The 19,248-nt window shown below is 42.6% G+C and carries 21 protein-coding genes; 12 read left to right on the top strand and 9 right to left on the bottom strand.

Features of this window, described 5'->3' with window-relative positions; genetic code table 11:
• Positions 1–158: 158 nt before the first annotated feature.
• The 4 genes from HY064_03165 to dacB all read left to right on the top strand — a co-directional run bounded on the left by HY064_03165 (position 159) and on the right by dacB (position 3,251).
• Entirely contained in the window at positions 159–296 is a 138-nt protein-coding gene (locus HY064_03165; GenBank protein MBI3509637.1) for a hypothetical protein, read from the top strand.
• 78 nt (positions 297–374) lie between these two features.
• Positions 375–1,424, top strand: a complete 1,050-nt coding sequence (gene porQ, locus HY064_03160; GenBank protein ID MBI3509636.1) for a type IX secretion system protein PorQ — start codon at positions 375–377, stop codon at positions 1,422–1,424.
• Between the two features lie 128 nt (positions 1,425–1,552).
• Complete coding sequence (locus HY064_03155; protein MBI3509635.1) at positions 1,553–1,798, top strand: 4a-hydroxytetrahydrobiopterin dehydratase; 246 nt, start codon at positions 1,553–1,555, stop codon at positions 1,796–1,798.
• Positions 1,788–3,251, top strand: coding sequence for a D-alanyl-D-alanine carboxypeptidase/D-alanyl-D-alanine-endopeptidase (gene dacB, locus HY064_03150; GenBank protein MBI3509634.1), 1,464 nt, complete (start codon positions 1,788–1,790; stop codon positions 3,249–3,251). The genes HY064_03155 and dacB overlap by 11 nt, the downstream gene beginning before the upstream one ends.
• Positions 3,252–3,271: 20 nt before the next feature.
• Here dacB and HY064_03145 read toward each other — a convergent pair whose 3' ends face one another.
• From HY064_03145 to HY064_03130, 4 genes are read right to left on the bottom strand one after another with little or no spacing between them, the layout of a single operon-like run.
• Positions 3,272–4,045, bottom strand: coding sequence for a triose-phosphate isomerase (locus tag HY064_03145; GenBank protein ID MBI3509633.1), 774 nt, complete (start codon positions 4,043–4,045; stop codon positions 3,272–3,274).
• Positions 4,042–5,133, bottom strand: coding sequence for an ABC transporter permease (locus HY064_03140; protein MBI3509632.1), 1,092 nt, complete (start codon positions 5,131–5,133; stop codon positions 4,042–4,044). Before HY064_03140 ends, HY064_03145 begins: the two co-directional genes overlap by 4 nt.
• Positions 5,134–5,141: 8 nt before the next feature.
• Positions 5,142–6,566 (bottom strand): hypothetical protein, encoded by a 1,425-nt coding sequence (locus tag HY064_03135; protein ID MBI3509631.1) that lies wholly within the window; start codon positions 6,564–6,566, stop codon positions 5,142–5,144.
• 2 nt (positions 6,567–6,568) lie between these two features.
• On the bottom strand, positions 6,569–7,111 hold the full coding sequence (locus HY064_03130) for a DUF1599 domain-containing protein (protein MBI3509630.1): 543 nt from the start codon (positions 7,109–7,111) through the stop codon (positions 6,569–6,571).
• Between the two features lie 12 nt (positions 7,112–7,123).
• On the opposite strand from HY064_03130, the gene folP reads away from it, so the two are divergent.
• Together folP and HY064_03120 are read left to right on the top strand one after the other, a co-directional pair.
• On the top strand, positions 7,124–7,957 hold the full coding sequence (gene folP / locus HY064_03125) for a dihydropteroate synthase (protein MBI3509629.1): 834 nt from the start codon (positions 7,124–7,126) through the stop codon (positions 7,955–7,957).
• A gap of 142 nt (positions 7,958–8,099) precedes the next feature.
• Positions 8,100–8,894 carry a TIGR00159 family protein gene (locus HY064_03120; GenBank protein MBI3509628.1) on the top strand — a complete coding sequence of 265 codons (795 nt, stop codon included), beginning with the start codon at positions 8,100–8,102 and terminating at the stop codon, positions 8,892–8,894.
• Between the two features lie 43 nt (positions 8,895–8,937).
• Here HY064_03120 and HY064_03115 read toward each other — a convergent pair whose 3' ends face one another.
• The 3 genes from HY064_03115 to ruvX form a co-directional block, all read right to left on the bottom strand.
• Positions 8,938–9,537 carry a hypothetical protein gene (locus HY064_03115; GenBank protein MBI3509627.1) on the bottom strand — a complete coding sequence of 200 codons (600 nt, stop codon included), beginning with the start codon at positions 9,535–9,537 and terminating at the stop codon, positions 8,938–8,940.
• Positions 9,538–9,543: 6 nt separating this feature from the next.
• Positions 9,544–10,113 (bottom strand): peptide deformylase, encoded by a 570-nt coding sequence (locus HY064_03110; GenBank protein ID MBI3509626.1) that lies wholly within the window; start codon positions 10,111–10,113, stop codon positions 9,544–9,546.
• Positions 10,114–10,215: 102 nt separating this feature from the next.
• Positions 10,216–10,626, bottom strand: coding sequence for a Holliday junction resolvase RuvX (gene ruvX / locus HY064_03105; protein ID MBI3509625.1), 411 nt, complete (start codon positions 10,624–10,626; stop codon positions 10,216–10,218).
• Between the two features lie 285 nt (positions 10,627–10,911).
• Between ruvX and HY064_03100 the strand changes: the two genes are divergently transcribed.
• From HY064_03100 to HY064_03075, 6 genes are all read left to right on the top strand, one after another.
• A complete protein-coding gene (locus HY064_03100) occupies positions 10,912–11,727 on the top strand; it encodes a 2,3,4,5-tetrahydropyridine-2,6-dicarboxylate N-succinyltransferase (GenBank protein ID MBI3509624.1) in 816 nt (271 codons plus the stop codon).
• Positions 11,696–12,886, top strand: coding sequence for a hypothetical protein (locus tag HY064_03095; protein ID MBI3509623.1), 1,191 nt, complete (start codon positions 11,696–11,698; stop codon positions 12,884–12,886). The genes HY064_03100 and HY064_03095 overlap by 32 nt, the downstream gene beginning before the upstream one ends.
• A gap of 109 nt (positions 12,887–12,995) precedes the next feature.
• Positions 12,996–13,997, top strand: a complete 1,002-nt coding sequence (locus tag HY064_03090; protein MBI3509622.1) for a glycosyltransferase family 9 protein — start codon at positions 12,996–12,998, stop codon at positions 13,995–13,997.
• Positions 13,998–14,046: 49 nt separating this feature from the next.
• Entirely contained in the window at positions 14,047–15,531 is a 1,485-nt protein-coding gene (locus tag HY064_03085; protein ID MBI3509621.1) for an HD domain-containing protein, read from the top strand.
• Positions 15,528–16,403: a peptide chain release factor N(5)-glutamine methyltransferase gene (prmC, locus tag HY064_03080; protein MBI3509620.1), complete on the top strand. Its 876-nt coding sequence runs from the start codon at positions 15,528–15,530 to the stop codon at positions 16,401–16,403. The genes HY064_03085 and prmC overlap by 4 nt, the downstream gene beginning before the upstream one ends.
• Positions 16,404–16,440: 37 nt before the next feature.
• Complete coding sequence (locus HY064_03075; protein MBI3509619.1) at positions 16,441–17,193, top strand: glycosyltransferase; 753 nt, start codon at positions 16,441–16,443, stop codon at positions 17,191–17,193.
• A 15-nt stretch (positions 17,194–17,208) separates the two neighbouring features.
• Here the strand turns inward: HY064_03075 and HY064_03070 are convergent, their stop codons facing one another.
• Together HY064_03070 and HY064_03065 are read right to left on the bottom strand one after the other, a co-directional pair.
• The gene (locus HY064_03070; protein ID MBI3509618.1) at positions 17,209–18,105 is read right to left on the bottom strand and encodes a hypothetical protein; all 897 of its coding nucleotides are present in this window, start codon (positions 18,103–18,105) and stop codon (positions 17,209–17,211) included.
• Positions 18,106–18,153: 48 nt separating this feature from the next.
• Positions 18,154–19,128, bottom strand: coding sequence for a hypothetical protein (locus HY064_03065; GenBank protein ID MBI3509617.1), 975 nt, complete (start codon positions 19,126–19,128; stop codon positions 18,154–18,156).
• Between the last annotated feature and the right edge of the window lie 120 nt (positions 19,129–19,248).

Genomic DNA, 19,248 nt, shown 5'->3' with positions numbered 1-19,248 from the left:
AAGAGTATCTCTAAAAACTTAATTATTAAAAAAAAACATATCGCCACAAAGGCACAAGGGCACTAAGAAACACTAAGAGAAAAACTTTATTAATCTTTGTGTCTTGGTGCCTTAGTGGCAAAAAAATTAGTTATTAGAGATCCCCTTAATTTTGAAGCATGGATTTCAAATTAGACAGAACCGCTTTTCGTGCAACTTCTCATGAAAAAAAGGGAAGTAACCGTTCGTACTGGTTGACGAAAACTGATGAAGAAAAATTGGCTGCCGCTTTTTACCTTGAGAATTTGGAGCAATGAATTTTTTCCGTAACGAACGCAATATCTCTCCACTTTCTCCGTTTTACAACCGGTTCGTATTTCCTATCTTTAACCTCCATGCTGCGAAAATATTATTTCTTTCTCTTCACTTTTTTTCTTGCAACAAATTCCTTTGCCCAGATCGGTGGCAGCTATGCTTTTGCTTCGCTCGATCTTCCTATGTCGGCGCGCGCGGCTGCACTCGGCGGAAGAGCAGTTGCCATCAATGATAACGATATCAATCTTGCTACATGGAATCCGTCTTTGCTCAATTCCTCGATGAGCGGACAAATGGCGCTGAGTTTTACCGATTATATTTCCGATATCAAATATGGTTATGCCGCATTTGCTTATCATGTAGATAAAGTAGGAACGTTTGGTTTGAATGCAACGAGAATAGATTACGGAAATTTTCACGAGACGGATAATACCGGCGCACAGATCGGAGAATTCAAAGCAGGGGAATATGGGATCAATGCGATGTACAGTCGCCAGATCGATAGCATTTTTACCATTGGTGGAAATCTTCGCTTCATCCAGTCGAATTTATATTTGTGGAAAGCGAATGGATTGAGTGTTGACCTTGCTGCGATGGCAAAAATTCCTCACACGAGTTTCACCGCGAGCGTGCTCATGCGTAATGCGGGCGTGATGATGAATGCGTACACCGGATGGAATAAAGAAAAACTTCCGTTCGAAATGGAAGCCGGCATAGCTTTCAAACCGAAACACATGCCTTTCCGTTTTAATTTTTCATTCGTGAATCTGCAGAAATGGGATCTCACTTATATCGATCCGAATAATCCTCCTCAATTAGTTGATCCGCTTACCGGCGATTCCATCAAGACTAGTAAATTCAGATCGTTCAATGATAAAGTGGGACGTCATCTTGTGGTGGGCGGAGAATTGCTTATTGGAAAAGTTGTTACGCTGCGCTTCGGTTACAATTATAATCGCAGGAAAGAGTTACTCGTGGATACAAGACATGGCGCGGCAGGATTTACATTTGGATGCGGAATTCATGTTTACAAATTCAATTTCAGTTACGCACATGCCATTTATCATCTCGCCGGTCCGACGAATACATTTACGCTGACCATGAATCTTACGGATTTTTATCATAAGTAGAATCGGGAAGATAGAAGATGAATGATGGACCGCTCAACTTTTAAATAAAATATTTTCTTGTCTGCCGGTGATAAGTATCTTCCATCCGCTATCTTCCAATTTCCCTACCTTAGTCTAAAATCACGATCATGTGGTATGAAAACAGTAATTCATTAAAAAAAGAATTCACATTCAGAAATTTCTCCGAAGCATTTTCTTTCATGACGAGAGTAGCTTTCGTTGCAGAAAAAATGAATCATCATCCCGACTGGTGCAACGTGTGGAATAAAGTGGAGATCACGTTGAACACGCACGACGCAGGGAATACTGTTACAGAGAAGGACAAAAAACTCGCGGCAGAGATCGATAAGATTTTTTCCTCTTATGTTTCGTAGAATTTTCCTTTTTGTTTTTCTCGCTTTTGTTTTTCTGTGTGCGGGGACTCCGGCTTCATTGCAGAAAGAGATCGACCGGCTCGATTCGGATTCTGTTTTGCAGCATGGCTCGTGGGGATTTTGTGTGATGACTGCCGACAGCGGAAAAATAATTGCAGAAAAAAATTCTCAGAGATATTTAATTCCTGCGAGTACATTAAAAATTCTGACTACCGGAGCGGCGCTGGGATTACTGGGCGAAAATTTTTATTACTCCACTACGCTTGAATACGATGGAACATTCGACAGCATTCATCATGTCATTCACGGAAATCTTTACATCCACGGTTCAGGAGATCCGTCTTTTTATTCAAAATATTTTGAATGTAAAGTTGATACCTGCGTTTCACTGTTCGCTCAATTCAGAATTGCCATGAATGCCAAAGGTATCCGTTCGATCGATGGGAATATTATCGGCGATGCTTCGTGTTTCGATGAGAATCCAATTCCTGATGACTGGCAATGGAGTGATCTTGGGCAATACTACGGTGCGGGAACGAGTGGACTTGCTTACAAGGATAATTCGGTAAAACTTTTTTTCAATTCCATGTACGGAGATTCTTGTACGCTCGATAGTATTTTTCCGAAACCGGATGGAGTTGATTATCGGTCGAATGTACTGGCAGACGGAAAAAAAGATCAAGCGCTTGTTTATGGCGCACCATTCGGGAATTATTTTTTTGTAAGCGGAACTATTCCGCCAGGGAAAAAGAATTACGAAGTGGATGCATCCGATCCTGAACCTGCTATGCAGTGTGCAAAAGATTTTCTTTATGAATTGAAGGCATCCGGATTTTCCGTCACAGGAAAAGCAACGACTGTTCGCAGAATGAAAATGGAAAATAATTTTCAGGCATTACCGAGAAGAAAGATCGTTGCGGTTAATTCGCCATACCTTTCACAGATCATTGCAGCGACGAACATCAACAGTGATAATACATATGCGGAGCAAGTGTTACGTACACTCGGAATGCTGAAAGGAAAAGCCGGAACGGAAGAAGCGGGAATACAAGTCGTGAAAAATTACTGGAGCTCGCTTGCAGTGGATACATCGGGACTTTACATGACAGACGGATGTGGATTAGCGCGATCGAATGGCATTACTCCTTTTGTGCAGGCAACCATTCTTCAGAAAATTTATTCGCAAAAATATTTCAATTCTTTTTTTGAATCGTTACCTGTTGCCGGAAAAAGCGGATCGATGACTTCATTGGGAAAAGGAACTGCGGCAGAAAATAATATGCATGCAAAAACAGGTTACATTAATCGTGCACGAGGGTATGCGGGTTATGTGCGCACGAAGTCCGGAAAATTATTGTGCTTTTCTCTTCTCGCCAATAATTATGATTGCGATCCGAAAGTGATGAAAAGAAAATTGGAAAAGATCTTAGTGGCGATGGCGGAACTGCAATAGGGAAAATTCGTAATTCTCCCTCACAATAATTCGAGCATCGCTTTCCGGATGGTGGAAAATTCTTCTGCATCCAATGAAGCTCCACCGATCAATCCACCGTCTACATCGGCACAGCTGAATAATTCTTTTGCATTCGACGCGTTGCAGCTTCCCCCGTAAAGAATGGAAATGGTTCCTGCAACAGGAGCGCCGAAATTTTCACCGAGAGTTTTCCGAATGAACGCGTGCATTTCCTGCGTCTGTTCTGCGGTTGCATTTTTTCCGGTGCCAATGGCCCACACCGGTTCGTAAGCGATCGCTGCGTGGCGGACAAGAACATCGTCGAAATGAAATAAAGTAGAACGCAATTGTTCGCTGATCACATCAAAATGTTTTCCGCTGTTTCTTTCCGATTCAGATTCGCCAACGCAGAGTATCGGCCGTAATCCGCTGCCGAGTGCAATTTTCATTTTCGAATAAAGAAGATCGTTGGTCTCACCGAATTTCATCCGGCGTTCTGAATGGCCGATGATTACAAAATGTGCTCCGCAGGAAATGATCATCGGAACTGAAACTTCTCCTGTGAATGCGCCACTTGTTTCATGATGGCAATTCTGCGCAGCGATCATAATTCCTTCCGTTCCATCTACGGCACGCGAAACTGCAGTGAGAAAAGGAAAAGGAGGAGCAAGTACAGTGAGAAGAGAAGGATGATGTTCTTTACTTACAATAGCAGCAACTTCTGTGGCAAGCATGAGTGCTTCACCATAGGTCTTGTTCATTTTCCAGTTCGCAGCAATTATTTTTTTTCTCATTGCAACCTCACTCTCGGATCAAGAATAGCGTAAACGATGTCGACAATAATATTGATCACGACAAAACAAGTAGAAAATATTAATGTGCATCCCATCACAACAGGGAGATCGTGCCAGAACAAAGCATCCACCACTTCTTTTCCTATTCCTTTCCAGTCGAAAACATCTTCCACGAAAACAGCACCGGCCATCAATCCGGCAAACCATCCGGAGATGGCAGTGATCACCGGGTTCAAAGCATTTTTCAGAGCATGTTTCACCACCACTTTCAATTGACTCAATCCTTTCGCGCGCGCTGTGCGTATGTAATCGAAAGAAAGAACTTCAAGCATGGAACTTCTTGTAAGCTGAATGATGAGTGCGAGCGGACGAATGCCGAGTGTGAATGCGGGAAGAATTAAATTTTTCAGCGTGAGTTCTTCCTGGCCCGTATGCACATTCATCGTGTAAAGACTTCCGATATTTTTCAAACCGGTATAATCTCTCCACAAATAACCAAAGAGCCACGCGATGATGAGTGCGAAAAAGAAAGACGGTCCCGCCATACCCAGAGTAGAGATCACGGCAACGAGACGATCCCAGAATGAATTTTTGTAGAGTGCAGAAATTATTCCGAAAAGAATTCCGATAACAGAAGCGAAGATGATGGAAGTAATAGCGAGTACAAAAGTTGCAGGAAGAGTTTGTTCGATGATATCCCAAACCGGCCTCTGGTTGCGATACGATCTGCGTAGGTAAGGAGACTTCATCACCAGCATTCTGTTTTTTCCGACTTTGAAAAGTTTGTACGGCGATCCGTATTTCGCGGGGTTGAGATAAATTCTGCTCGTGGTACTGTCCTGCTTATTCACATCATGAATGGAAATGAAAGAAAGATCATTCAGGAACATGAAATATTGTTTGTGAAGAGGAAGATCGAGATTGAGATCCTGCCGGATTACTTTCAATGATTTTTCATCGGAACGTTGTCCCATTTTCAAACGTGCAGGATCGCCGGGCATCACGTTGAATAACATGAACACGACCGTGATCACCCCGAACAGAACGAGGAAACCATAGAGTATGCGTTTGAGTATGAACTTGAACACGATTAGGGTTACTTGTATTTTGAAATTACATTGGCGTATTCCGGGAAATCATTCGCGCTCCACATAGCGGTAACAATGCCGTTTTTCAGCATGACGAGCCCGGGATTCGAACGTATCATTGTTTTAAGTGCAGTGCCGTCAACAGCGAGCATGTGAAAATCAGCGTTCGTGTTCTTCCGGAAATTTACAACCTGGTCGGGCGTTCCGCTTGATAATCCATTGAATGGAATATTATTTTTCGCACATTCAGCTGCAAATTTATTCACCGAAGGGAAAACAGAAAGATCAGTAAGCGAAAGATCGTACATCACGAGAAAAAACTGAATTCCTTTTCGCTGGAGCAAAGAATCATTGAGCACCATTCCGCTTTCAGGATCATTGAGATTGAAATCAAGAATAGTGGGCTCGCAATTTCCCTTGCGAATCACATCATCATACCTGCAACAGAAATCCCATGTGGAATCAGGAAGATTATCAAGTTTGAATTCTTTCACTTGCCCGGATGTTTTGTTCTTATAGAAAAACCTCATCGCAATACTGTCGTGCACACAACCGGTTTCTTTCGGATCTTTTTCTTTGCTCGCTTTGTAAAGATTGGTTCCAACTGCAAAAGGTCGATAATCGATCAGCGGTAAATGACGATACGTGTAAACAGGAAATGCGAAAGAAAGAAAAATTCCTACGCCTGCAGTTCCCGCCATCGCGATCGTGTTCTTTATCACCGGCTGAATATTCTGTTCGCCCACAAAAAGAACTGAAATAAGAATGAGAAGAATAAGATCCTTCCAGAAAGATTCCCATGGAGTAAGTTTGATCGCATCACCGAAACATCCGCAGCTCTGTACTTTATTGCAACACGCACTATAGAAAGTGAGAAACGCAAAGAATACGATCATGGCCAGTAAAAGAAAAAGTGTCCAGCGCACTTTCAATCCGAGCAGGAGAAAAATTCCTACTGCGATCTCGAATCCGCAAATGAAAATGGCGAGGAAAAGAGAATGATCGGCAAAAAATCCCCAGAATTTATTCGTTTGCAATGGAAGCGGAGGAGTTGCAACCGGCGCCTGTTCGTTCACATTTTTTATTTCGCAGGAACACGGAATTCCTTTTTCTGCTTTTTTTTCTACCTGCATTTCGCAGCTGAATCCTTTTCCGAACACATCGAAATATTCATTGAGCTTGTAAGAAAATCCGAGCGGGTCATTTGCTTTAATGAAACCCGAAAAAATAAAAAGTCCTCCCACAGCAATACGCGTAACGTGCGTGAGCCAGCGATAACCGAAGATCATCGGTAAATTGATGATGAGCACAAGCCCGAGAAGTACGAGAAGAAGTTTTGTTTTGCTGAAGCAGGGGGGGCACAAAAAATAAAAAAGGGCTGCGAGACCCAATGAAGCGATGAAACGAAAGACCTTACTTTTCAGGAACGCCATAATTATTTTCCTTCTGCAATGCGGATCAAAGCAAAGATAGCGTAATTGATTATATCGAAGTAGTTAGCATCGCTGCCTTCCGAGATCACAGTCTGTCCGTCATTGTCCTCTATCTGCTTGATCCTGAGTAGTTTTACAAGGATAAGATCAGTGAGACTACTCACCCGCATTTCTCTCCACGCTTCGCCGTAGTCATGATTTTTATCGTTCATCAGCGCTTTCGCAGCGGCAGAATATTTTTCGTAAAGTGAAAGTGTTTCCGCAACCGGCAATTCTGTTCGCTCATCATTTTTTAATTCCATCTGGATAAGTGCGATCACGGAATAATTAATGATGCTCATATATTCTCCGCGAATATCATCACTGATCTTCTGTTCACCGGCCTGTTCGATCGTGCGGATTCGATTTGCTTTTATGAAAACCTGGTCGGTAATGGAAGAAATGCGGAACAGGCGCCACGAAGTGCCGTAATCTTTCAGCTTTTTGGCGAAGATGTCGCGGCACTTGGTTATAATTGCGTCGTATTGCTCCGACGTATTTTTCATACTGATAATTTGATGACGCAAGATACACACTTTCATTCGGAAACAGGAACAGTGGATGCTGCGCTTCGTTCGCGTTGTGTGATGGGAATATTGAACGTTACTCCCGATTCATTTTACGACGGAGGAAAATATGCGGATGAAATTTCTGCAGTGAGAAGAGCGATGCAGATGGCGGAAGAAGGTGCGGCGATCATTGACATAGGTGCAGTTTCTACAAGGCCGGGTTCTCTTGATCCGGGCGCTGAAGAAGAATGGAAACGCCTGGAGAAAATTATTCCTGCAGTGAAAAAAGAATTGCCCGGCATTTTTATTTCGGTCGACACTTTCCATTCTGAAATTGCAAAGCGTGTTCTGGAAAATGGTGCCGATATCATCAACGACATTTCAGGTGGAATGTTCGATAGTAAAATGCATGATGTTGTTGCGTCGGCTGATGTGCCTTATGTACTCATGCATATCCGTGGCACACCTGCGCACATGCAGGAAGATCCGCAGTATGAAAATGTAGTGAGTGAAGTGAAAAAATATTTTGAAGAAAAAATTCCGATGTTCAGAAAAACAGGTGGAAAAAAGATCATTCTTGATCCCGGGTTCGGTTTCGGAAAAACGCTTGATCATAACCTGGAACTGCTGCATTCGCTTAAGGAATTTTCTTCTTTCGGTTTCCCGATCCTCGCCGGCATCTCGAGAAAATCCATGGTGACACAATTCTTCAATGTGAAAAAAGAAAATGCGCTGGAAGGAACGATCGCGCTGAATAAAATTGCTCTGGAAAATGGAGCGAATATTCTGCGTGTGCACGATGTGAAGGAACATGTTGAACTGATAGATACTTTCTTTTCCTAGGGGAGGATTATTGGTTTTTACGAATGGAAACAGATGTACGGATAATCTTTCGGTAGAATTGAATCGGTATATTCGGATTTATCTGTAATCTGTATTCCGCAAAAATCAGTAATCCTCCCATTTAGTTACTTTTGTTTTACTGATGGATCCGCTGATCGCACTTGTTTTAATTCACTTCCGCTGGCAGGATGCTGTTGATATTATTCTGGTCGCTTTTCTTTTGTACCAGTTGTATCGCCTTGTGCGCGGCACTGCAGCGATGAACATTCTTATCGGCGTTGCAGTTTTTTATACGATCTATCGTATCGTGGGAATGCTCGGGCTCGAATTATTTTCTTCGGTACTTGAAAAATTTATTGATGTCGGCGCCATTGCACTGCTCATCGTTTTTCAACAGGAGCTCCGGCGATTTTTTCTTTACATAGGTTCCAGCAATTTTCTGCGAAACCGGAAATTCTCTTCTTCTATTTTCCGATGGGGAGATGAATCGAAACTTGCATCGACGGATATAGGCGCAATTGTGAAAGCATGCCGGAACATGGCGGAATCAAAGACCGGCGCTCTTATTGTGATCACGCGCAATAATGATCTGCGATTCTATTCTGATACCGGCGATCCGGTGGAAGCGCGTGTTTCGGTGCGAATGATCGAAAGTATTTTTTATAAGAACAGTCCATTGCATGATGGAGCTATAATCATCACCAACAATATGATCATTGCTGCGCGCTGCGTTTTGCCTGTAACTGAGAATAATGATTTTCCCGCGCACCTGGGTATGCGTCACCGCGCAGCTGCGGGAATTTCGGAGAATGCCGATGCTATAGCCATTGCTGTTTCGGAGCAGACCGGCGATATTGCTTTTTCGAAAGACGGTGAGATCCAGACGGGAATTACGGCTGATAAGCTGAAGGAGATGCTGGAGAAAGGGCTGAACTAGTCATTGCTTACTTGGTTGTATTGTAAGACAACTTTCAAAACAGCTATTTTTTCATTTTTGCATTTGCCTTATCCGTGCTGTCGGCTTTACGCTGTATGGCGTCGAACATCTGTTCGTTGCTCATTCCGACATAAGTAATGAGTACCGCCGCCTGTTTTGCATTGCTCGTGTTCGGATAATTGTCGATCACGTATTTGTATAATTGTTTTGCACGATCATCACCATGTTCAACTGTAAGAAGGTAGGTGGAATAAATATTTGCAGCGGTGAAGCAGGCATCGGAATAACGCTTGTAATCTTTATGCCGGTCGATGATGGTTTCTAGAAATTCTGCGGCTTGTTTGTAATTCATCATGTTCATTTCCCTGAAGGAAGCGCGCATGAGAAATTCGGCGGTGGCTGTATCCTGCGGAAATTTATTGGTGAACGCGGCATAAGCATTCAGGACATTCGTTACTTCCCGCTGGCTCGCATCGTGGTGCGGTTTAAAAACATATTCTGCTGTTCTGATATTTTTAAGCAAAGAATCGCGGAACGCCATTTTTTTTGTGCTGTCGGATGCTGCTTTATCGGCAGCAGAATTTCCGCAAGAAGCGAAAAAGAACAGCAATAGGACAAGAGCAACAGAAAAATATTTTTTCATGATCATTTATTTTGGAAATTTCATTTTGTATTCTACTTCAACTTTCCCTTTTGTAATGTCGTTCAGTTTTCCCTGGATGAGCCGCTTGCGCAATGGACTGATTCGGTCGGTGAATAATTTACCTTCAATGTGATCGTATTCGTGAAGAATGATACGGGCTGCAATTCCTTCGTAATTTTTTTTCATCCGTTTGAAATGTGCATCCAGGTATTCGATCTCGATCTTCTTTTTACGCATCACATCTTCGCGGATCTTCGGAATGCTCAGGCAACCTTCGTTGAATTTCCACGGGTCACCTTCTTCTTTCGTGATCTTCGCGTTGATGAAAACTTCTTTGAAATTTTTCATCGCCACCTCTTCTTCCGTTTCTGCATCTTCTGAAAATGGTTTTGCATCCACGATAAAAAGACGAATTGATTTTCCAACCTGTGGAGCGGCAAGGCCAACGCCTTTTGCATTGTACATGGTATCATACATATCCCTGATCAGTTCTTCCAGACCGGGATAATTCTTATCGATCTCGACACCGGCTTTTTTCAGAACAGGATCACCGTATGCAACAATTGGAAGGATCATAGTGCAAAGATAATATGCTAATGGCAGTGGAATGCAACGGAGTCTTTAAGAATAGAAAAAAACAGCAGGTAAAATTATTGAGCAATTGATTTTTCGTAAAAATCAAAACGACTCCATGTAACTCTGCAGGATGATCACAGCGCTTATTTTATCCACGAGTTCTTTTTTCTGCCGGTCTTTCTTTTTTGCTCCTGTCTCCAGGATGGCTCGTTTCGCAATTTTTGAAGTGAAGCGCTCGTCCACCAATTCAATTTTCATTCCCGGGAATTTCTTTTTCAGCACAGCCACAAAATTTTTCACGGGCGCGCTCGCGTGCGTTTCTTCGCCACTCATCCGTTTCGGCATTCCTACTACGATCGTATCTGTTTCTTCTTCTGAAAAATAGTTTTCGAGAAAAGAAATAATATCCTTGCTGTGTACGGTCGTCAGCCCGTTGGCAATTATGCGCAGCGGATCACTCACCGCAATGCCGCAGCGTTTTGTTCCGTAATCGATGGCAATTATTCTTGGCATAGATCAGATGCGCATTTCTTTTGCATGCACTAAAGCAGAATTCAGAATGAAAACGAAAAGAAAGTAAAACGAAAAGGAAAATCGCTTTAGAATCCGGTTGGGGGAATCAAACCCGACTGTCAGAATTTGAGCCATGTGCCTGCCAGACAAAAGGGGCTACTTTTGAGGGATGCAAACTTAATGAAATTCGGGTGACGAATGGCAGTGAAAAATCCATAAACGGGGGATAAATCTTCACAAGAGAAGAAAACCATTGATCCAAAATCTCCGATCTTCGCAGGCAGTATGGAAAATCTAAGAAAGATCATTGAAGATGCCTGGAACAACAGGGAACTTCTCAGTGAAAAAAATACGCAGGAAAAAATTTCGGAAGTCATTGCTTTGCTCGACGAAGGAAAATTGCGCGTTGCACAACCATCCGGCGAAAAATGGATCGTGAACGATTGGGTGAAGAAAGCAGTGATACTTTATTTTCCCATTCGGAAAATGGAAACGGTGGAAATTGGCCCACTCGAATTTCATGATAAGATGGCGTTGAAAAAAAATTACGCGCAGCTGGGTGTGCGTGTGGTGCCGCATGCAGTCGCACGCTACGGCGCGTACCTCGCGAAAGGCGTGATCATGATGCCTTCGTATGTGAACATTGGCGCGTATGTGGACGCAGGTACGATGGTGGATACGTGGGCGACCGTGGGCTCGTGCGCGCAGATCGGAAAAAATGTTCATCTCAGCGGTGGAGTAGGAGTGGGAGGAGTTCTTGAACCGGTGCAGGCCGCTCCTGTAATAATTGAAGACGGATGTTTCATTGGTTCGCGCTGCATTGTTGTGGAAGGAGTTCACATTGGTAAAGAAGCGGTGCTCGGTGCAAATGTTGTACTCACTGCTTCCACGAAGATCATTGATGTTACTCTTGAAAAACCGGTAGAATACAAAGGACACGTTCCATCGCGGAGTGTAGTGATACCGGGAAGTTATCCGAAAAAATTCGCTGCGGGAGAATACCATGTTCCCTGCGCTCTCATCATTGGGAAAAGAAAAGAAAGCACCGATCTGAAAACTTCGTTGAACAATGCTTTGCGTGAATACGATGTGGCGGTATAAGAAAATAATATTCCTTCTTGCGATTTTCGCGGCGCAATTTCTGTGCGCTCAATCTGCGGGCGATTCTGCCTTCTTCGTTAAATATGCATCGCCGGTCTTCGATCTTCAACCCGAATATTTTACACGGGCATTCAGGAATATCAATGACACTGCATTTCAGTATGCCGTGTCGCCTTCTAAAACCATTCATCATTGCGATATAAAATATTTTACGGTACAGAATGGAAAAGATACAGTCTCCTGCTGGCATTCTTCATTGCAATGGGATAACCAATTCCGGCTGGACAGATCTGTTTCTTATTCCTGTGACTCGGCAGAAGTAACGACGTATTCTGAAAATTATCTTACGGCTCTTAAGCCGCAACTTCTTATTCTTATCCGGAATGGAAAAATAAATTCAATCGATTCTTCAAAATTCATTTATAACAACTCCGGACTTATTTCTACAATTATCAATGTTCACAAGGAAAAAGATCACGATACTGCAACTACTGAAACACGTTTGTACGATGCGAAAGGAAGAGTAGTGGTAGATCGGAATTCGCAGTACGGTTCCATGTCCGGAACTTTTACTTATGAATTCAATGCACACGGTGAATTGAACCGGAGAAGTTTTTCTGCGAATACAAACGGGGCGGTTCTTTGTACTGATACGCTCATTTATTCCTATACCGATACTACGCGCCAGGTCATCAGTTGCCGGCACCTGCTTCATATTGCCGGGAAAGAAGGATGGATATTGCTGGATGAAGTTCATCTGCAGGGCAAGGATCACAAACCGGTTTTTTACGGATTGTATTATAATTCTGCATCAGGTTCACGTTTTCAATTGTCGCCGGGAATGGAAATGTCGGTGGCGTATGATGTGGTGAGCGGAAAATTACAAACGGAGAACCGTGAAGTTCCGGGGTCCAACACGTCAAGCTATTCTGAATTTTATTATTCGAAAGGATGCGATTCTACATTGACTTACAACATCGTAAAAAGTAAAAATGGCAATGAAAAATCGCTTTCAAAACGCGAGATAAGAAAATATGATGAAGCAAGCGGTTTATTGAGCGAAAAGCGAACGGATCACTTCGAAGAATATGTCCACCGCAAAAAAAAGTTGTACCGCAGCACTACATCCGAGATCATTAATTATAATTGGTCGAAATAATTAAAATTTAGGACCATGCAATTTATTTAATAATAAATTTGAGAAAAGTAAACCGGCTGAACTTTTCTTAATGTGCTGAAATGCCTTTTGCCCCGTATCTTTGTTCCCGTTGAAGAAATTTCTCATCATACAAACCGCTTTTACCGGCGATGTGGTTCTCGCTACACCGGTCGCTGAAAAATTACACCGTTTTTTTCCGGATGCAGAAATAGATTTTCTCGTGAAGAAAGGGAATGAATCGTTATTCAAAGATCATCCTTTCATAAAAGAAGTTTTTGTCTTCGATAAAAAAAACGGCAAGCTGAAAAATATTTTTCGCCTACGTTCTGCGATCAGGAAGAAAAAATATGACGCAGTGATCAATCTCCATCGTTTTGGTTCTTCCGGTTTTCTTACTGCATGCTCTGGCGCAAAAGAAAAAATAGGGTTCGATAAAAATCCTTTCTCTTTTCTTTTTACAAAAAAAATAAAACATGAGATCGGTAATAGTGGATCCGGTGGCAAGCATGAAGTGAGAAGAAACCTCGATCTTATTGCTCATCTCACCGATCTGCAAACAGAAAAACCGAAATTGTATCCGTCTGACTCCGATCTGCAAATAATTTCTTATCACACTAATTCGGGTGAATATGTTTGCATGGCGCCCACTTCCGTCTGGTTCACGAAACAATGGCCCAAAGAAAAATGGGTGGAGCTTATAAAAATAATTCCTTCGTCGTATCGCATTTTTCTTCTTGGCGGGCCTGCTGATTCAAAACCGTGCGATAAAATTCTGAAAGATTCCTGTAGAAATAATATTGCAAATCTCTGCGGACAATTAAGTTTTCTCCAGTCAGCAGCGCTGATGAAAGGAGCGAAAATGAATTATGTGAACGATTCGGCGCCGATGCATTTCGCTTCTGCAATTAATGCTCCGGTCACCGCCATTTATTGTTCCACCGTTCCTGCATTCGGATTTGGCCCGCTTTCTGATAATTCGCGGGTGATAGAAACAGAAGAAAAACTTTCCTGTCGTCCATGCGGATTACATGGTTACAAAGAGTGCCCGGAAATTCATTTTAAATGTGCCCGCACGATCGAAGTAAAAAAAGTAATGGGAGAACTGAATTAATCATTTTACTCTTCGATGACTTATCGCTGCATCCTTTACCTTTGCCCCAATGCAGAAATTTCTCACACATCCTGTTTTTAAAATTGTTTCCGAAGAAGCAGAAAAACTTCATGTGGATGCTTATGCTATAGGAGGATTTGTGCGCGATGCAGTTTTAAATCGCCCTTGCAAAGACATCGACATCGTTGCAGTTGGAAAGGGAAGCGGAGATAAAACGGTTGGCATCACGCTCGCAGAAGCGGTTGCTGAGCGCGAAGGTGTGCGCGTGAATGTATTCCGGAATTTCGGTACGGCGCAAATTGTATTGGGAGAATACGATGTAGAATTCGTAGGAGCAAGAAAAGAATCGTATGATCGCGCTTCGAGAAAACCTGTCGTGGAGGATGGAACGCTTGAAGATGATCAGGATCGGCGCGATTTCACGATCAATGCCATGGCGATCTCGCTGAATAAAAATAATTATGGCGAGATGTTGGATCCGTTCCATGGAATGGAGGACATTGAAAAAAAAATAATCCGCACGCCGCTCGATCCGGATATCACCTATTCCGATGATCCATTGCGCATGATGCGGGCAGTACGTTTTGCCACGCAGCTGAATTATTCTATTGAGAAAAATTCATTCGATGCGATCCGCAAAAATGCAGAGCGGATAAAAATTGTTTCGGCAGAGAGGATCATTGACGAACTTAATAAAATTATTCTTGCGGAAATTCCTTCGGTTGGATTCAAAATGCTTTTCGATACCGGTGTACTGAATATTATTTTTCCCGAGATGGTGGCTTTGCATGGCGTGGAATATGTAAATGGAAAAGGCCACAAGGATAATTTTTATCACACGCTCCAGGTCCTTGATAATCTCTGCACACGTTCAGAAGATCTCTGGTTGCGCTGGGCTGCCATTCTTCACGACATTGCAAAACCTGCGACAAAAAAATTCGAACCCGGGCATGGCTGGACCTTTCACGGGCACGAGGACAAAGGTGCGCGTATGGTGCCGAAAATATTTTCGAAAATGAAATTGCCCCTGAATGAAAAAATGCGGTATGTACAGAAAATGGTGCAACTTCATTTGCGGCCTATCGTTCTTTCAAAAGATGAAGTGACCGATTCTGCGATAAGAAGATTGCTGTTTGATGCTGGTAATGATGTGGATGACCTGATGAAACTCTGCGAAAGTGATATTACTTCGAAGCAGGAAAATAAAGTGAAAAAGTATCTGAAGAATTTTGAACTTGTTCGGGAGAAACTGAAAGAGATCGAGGAGAAGGACAGTATCCGTAACTGGCAACCGCCGGTGACAGGTGAAGACATCATTGCTGCATTCGGCATCGAACCTTCACTGCAGGTAGGAAATATTAAAACTGCTATTCGAGAAGCGATCCTCGATGGTCATGTTGCGAATGAACGTGCGGCTGCATGGAAATTCATGATCGAAGAAGGAATGCGCTGTGGACTGAGAGTAATTCCTGGTTATGAATTTCCGAACCCGGTTGAACTCCCGGTGAAGAAAAAAATCAATGAGGAGAAATGAAAATCGCATCCAATAAAATAACCGACATCGCACAATATTTCAGGAATGAATTGTCGTCGTCTTATCCCAAAGAAGAGATCGAAAAATTTATAGAATATTGCCTGGCTGATTTTTCACACATTTCAAAGACAGATCTTTTACTTGAACCGGGAAGAACAGTGAGTGAAAGTGATCTGCTTAAATTTCATTTTGCGGTGAAGGATCTGAAACGCGGAAGACCGGTGCAATATATTCTTGGTAAAGCTTTTTTTTATGGAATGGAATTTTCCGTTAACAGCGAAGTGCTGATCCCGAGGCCGGAAACGGAAGAATTGGTTAAACTGGTTATCGACGATTCAAAGGATCACAAAGAAAGCTTTTCCATTGTTGACGTCGGCACCGGAAGCGGATGTATTGCTGTTGCGCTGAAAAAAAATCTCCCGCGCTGTCACGTGTACGCGCTCGACATTTCTGAACCGGCATTGTCCGTTGCAAAACAAAATGCAGAAAAGAATAATTGCGAAGTGCATTTTCTGCATGCCGATATACTTGATAAAAGTAATTGGACAAAAATTCCTCCATGTTCAGTTATCGTAAGCAATCCTCCTTATGTAAAACGCTCGGAGATGAACTCGATGCATAAAAATGTTCTTGAGCACGAACCACATTCCGCTTTGTTTGTGAATGACGATGACCCGCTTTTATTTTATAGTTCCATTGCAGATTTTGGAAAAATAAAATTGAAACCGGGTGGAAAAATATTCGTCGAGATCAATGAACAACTTGGATTGGAAACAGCAATTCTCTTTCAGAAAGCAGGATATGAAAATGTTCAGCTGAAAAAAGATCTGCACGGAAAAGACAGGATGATTTGCGCCAGTTCCGGATTGTAAATAGTAAATTGTACATTGTAAATTTTCATCCAGCTAAATGAAAATATCGGTCATTACCGCCTGCTTCAATAATGAAGCTACCATTGCCGACACGGTCCGGTCTGTGCTGGAGCAGGATCATGATGATGTGGAATATATTATTGTGGATGGCGCTTCTACTGATGGAACGATGAAGGTGATTGATGAATTCCATTCACGCATTACAAAAATAATTTCTGAAAAGGACAATGGAATTTATTTTGCACTGAACAAAGGAATAAAACTTGCTTCCGGTGATGTGATCGCGTTCCTGCATGCGGACGATGTGTATGCGAATGCGCACATACTCTCACGTGTGAACAGAATATTCTCCGAAAAAAAAGTCAGCAGTGTTTATGGCGATCTTGTTTACGTAGAAAGAAACGATCTTCAGAAAACAATTCGCAGATGGATATCCTGCGAATATTATGACGGAATATTCCGTAAAGGTTGGATGCCGCCTCATCCTTCTTTCTTTCTCACGAAAAAATGTTACGATGAATTCGGTATGTTCAACACAGAATTCCGTACCGCAGCCGATTATGAATTGATGTTGCGCATGCTGCACAGAAATAAAATTTCCACAGCATATATTCACGAAGTTCTGGTGAAGATGAGAGCGGGAGGAATGAGCAACAAAACGGTTAAGAACAGGATACGTGCTAATCGCGAAGACCGTCGTGCATGGAAAGTGAACGGATTGAATCCGGGATTTTTTACATTGACAAGAAAACCGCTCTCGAAAATATTGCAGTTTTTCAGGAAGGGCTGATCATTAATTATTTTCTCAGAAGATTACTTTACTCTTGGGCCTTGGAGGAGTCCACTGCGGATTAGGACGAACATGATAATAACGGGTCTGTCCCCTGATGACATAGGCGAGATCTACATTGCAGGTGAAATACGAATCGTAACGGGAACGATCACCGCGCACTGTGCCCGGTGCATAATTATTGAGTACAGAAGTTGACACAGGAAAAGGAAATTGACTACTCCTGTTCGCAAGATTTGCGCTCAATTGCGAAGAAAGAGAATTCGGATCCACATAATTTTTACTTACATCATCGAGATAATCCGTGAAAGTGGAATGCCACGTAAAATCAATTCCGGCTTTATATTTTTTTCTGTAACTGATAGCACTCCCGATGGAAAAAGGAATTTCAAATTGTGTTTTTGAATAATGCTGCCCTTCTGTTTTTAACGGCTGAAGCGGAATCCATTCTCCGGCATAAAACGCTTTCGGATTACTGAAAACAATTCCAGGCCCGGTCGCTACGAAAAGCTCGTAGAAAGTGATGTAACGATAAGAGCTGTTGAAAATATATTGCCGCCACAATCGCAATTCTCCCTGGCAATTGAGTTCGACAAGATCATTCCTGAAATCAAGATTTCGGAATCGCCTCGATGGATCAGTGGAATACTGGTCGCTTCCGGAAATTCTTGAGAAAAGAAGATCGGCTTTCAGAAAAATAGCGGGCTTTAATTTATAACGTGCATAAATCCCATAGGAAATATTGATCTCATTTCTTTTTTTGAAAAGCTGAAAATCCTTATGATTCATTCCCATTTCACCACGGTATGCCGATGCGCCGAAACTGCTACCGTAACTCAACGCATATTGCGCATTCGTGGGAATGGCAAACAACAAAAAGAAAATTACGGTTGAGAAAATATATTTTTTCATTCCAAAAGAAAAACCGCTTTCAATGAAGAAAGCGGCTTATTAAAAAAATTACCAGTGGTACCTGTGTTTGCGGATCAGGAGCGCATGCGGGTGATGCGATGGCCCGTTGTATTTTGAAGGGTGTTGTTGCCGGTCGCTGATCCATGGATAGCGCGAATCAATGTGTGTGAATGTGGCACTGCGCCCGCGGATCACATAACTCATGTCAACAGAAGTGGTGAGATAAGAATCATTATGAGTAGGATCACCTCGTTTATTTCCGGGAGTAAAATTCTCTGCGAATGCATTCGTCACATTCAACTCATCAGTACGATTGGCAAGTTCTGCAGAGAGCGGAGATTTTAATTGAGAAGGATCTTTGTAAGTGGTGCTCACATCATCAAGATAATCGGTGAATGTTGTTCTCCAGGTGAGATTCCATCCGATGCGATAATGTTTATTGAGCGTTACATAAAATCCGGCGCTTGCAGGAATCACAGCAGTGATGGTGGTATAATGATTTCCTTCCGTTTCCAATGGACGCAAAGCCACCCAGTTTCCATCATAAAGTGTTTTTGGATTGTGATAAGCCGCTCCAACACCAAGGCCCACATAAGCACGGAAATTATTTCTGTAACGGTAAGTGTGGCCAAGATCATTCACTTCATAAAAGAAATATTGGGCTTGCGCGGTCATTTCAAAAATATCATTGCGGAAACTGAGATTGCGGCCATTTCTTCCGGGGTTGGATGATAATTTATCATCGCCCGCAATTCTCGTCCAATTCAAATCGGCCTGCACAGAAAGCATTGGATTGATCCTGTAGCGGACAAATGTTCCTGCGCTCATACGCGTTTGCGTAAGTTTCATATCGGAAACGAAATCGCGTCTCGTCAACTGGTTTCCTCCCATATCGCCAAGATAATTGGAAGCACCGGCATGAAATCCGGCATCCCAGAAATACTGTGCGGAAGAAATGAGGGGAAGAAAAAATACAGCAGAGACAAAAAATAAATTGCGGGTAAAAGTTTTATTTTTTTTCATGACAGCACGGTTGAAGGGTTAACACATTGTACGGGCAAAAAGGAATAAAGTTCCCTGAGAGGAAAACTTGTTAACGAAAAAAGCCGCCGGTTATTTACCGGCGGCTTTCAATGAGGAATG

This window comes from Bacteroidota bacterium (assembly GCA_016194975.1).
Lineage (GTDB): Bacteria > Bacteroidota > Bacteroidia > Palsa-965 > Palsa-965.
Note: the sequence above shows the minus strand (reverse complement) of the source record. Positions and strands in the feature narration are given on the sequence as shown.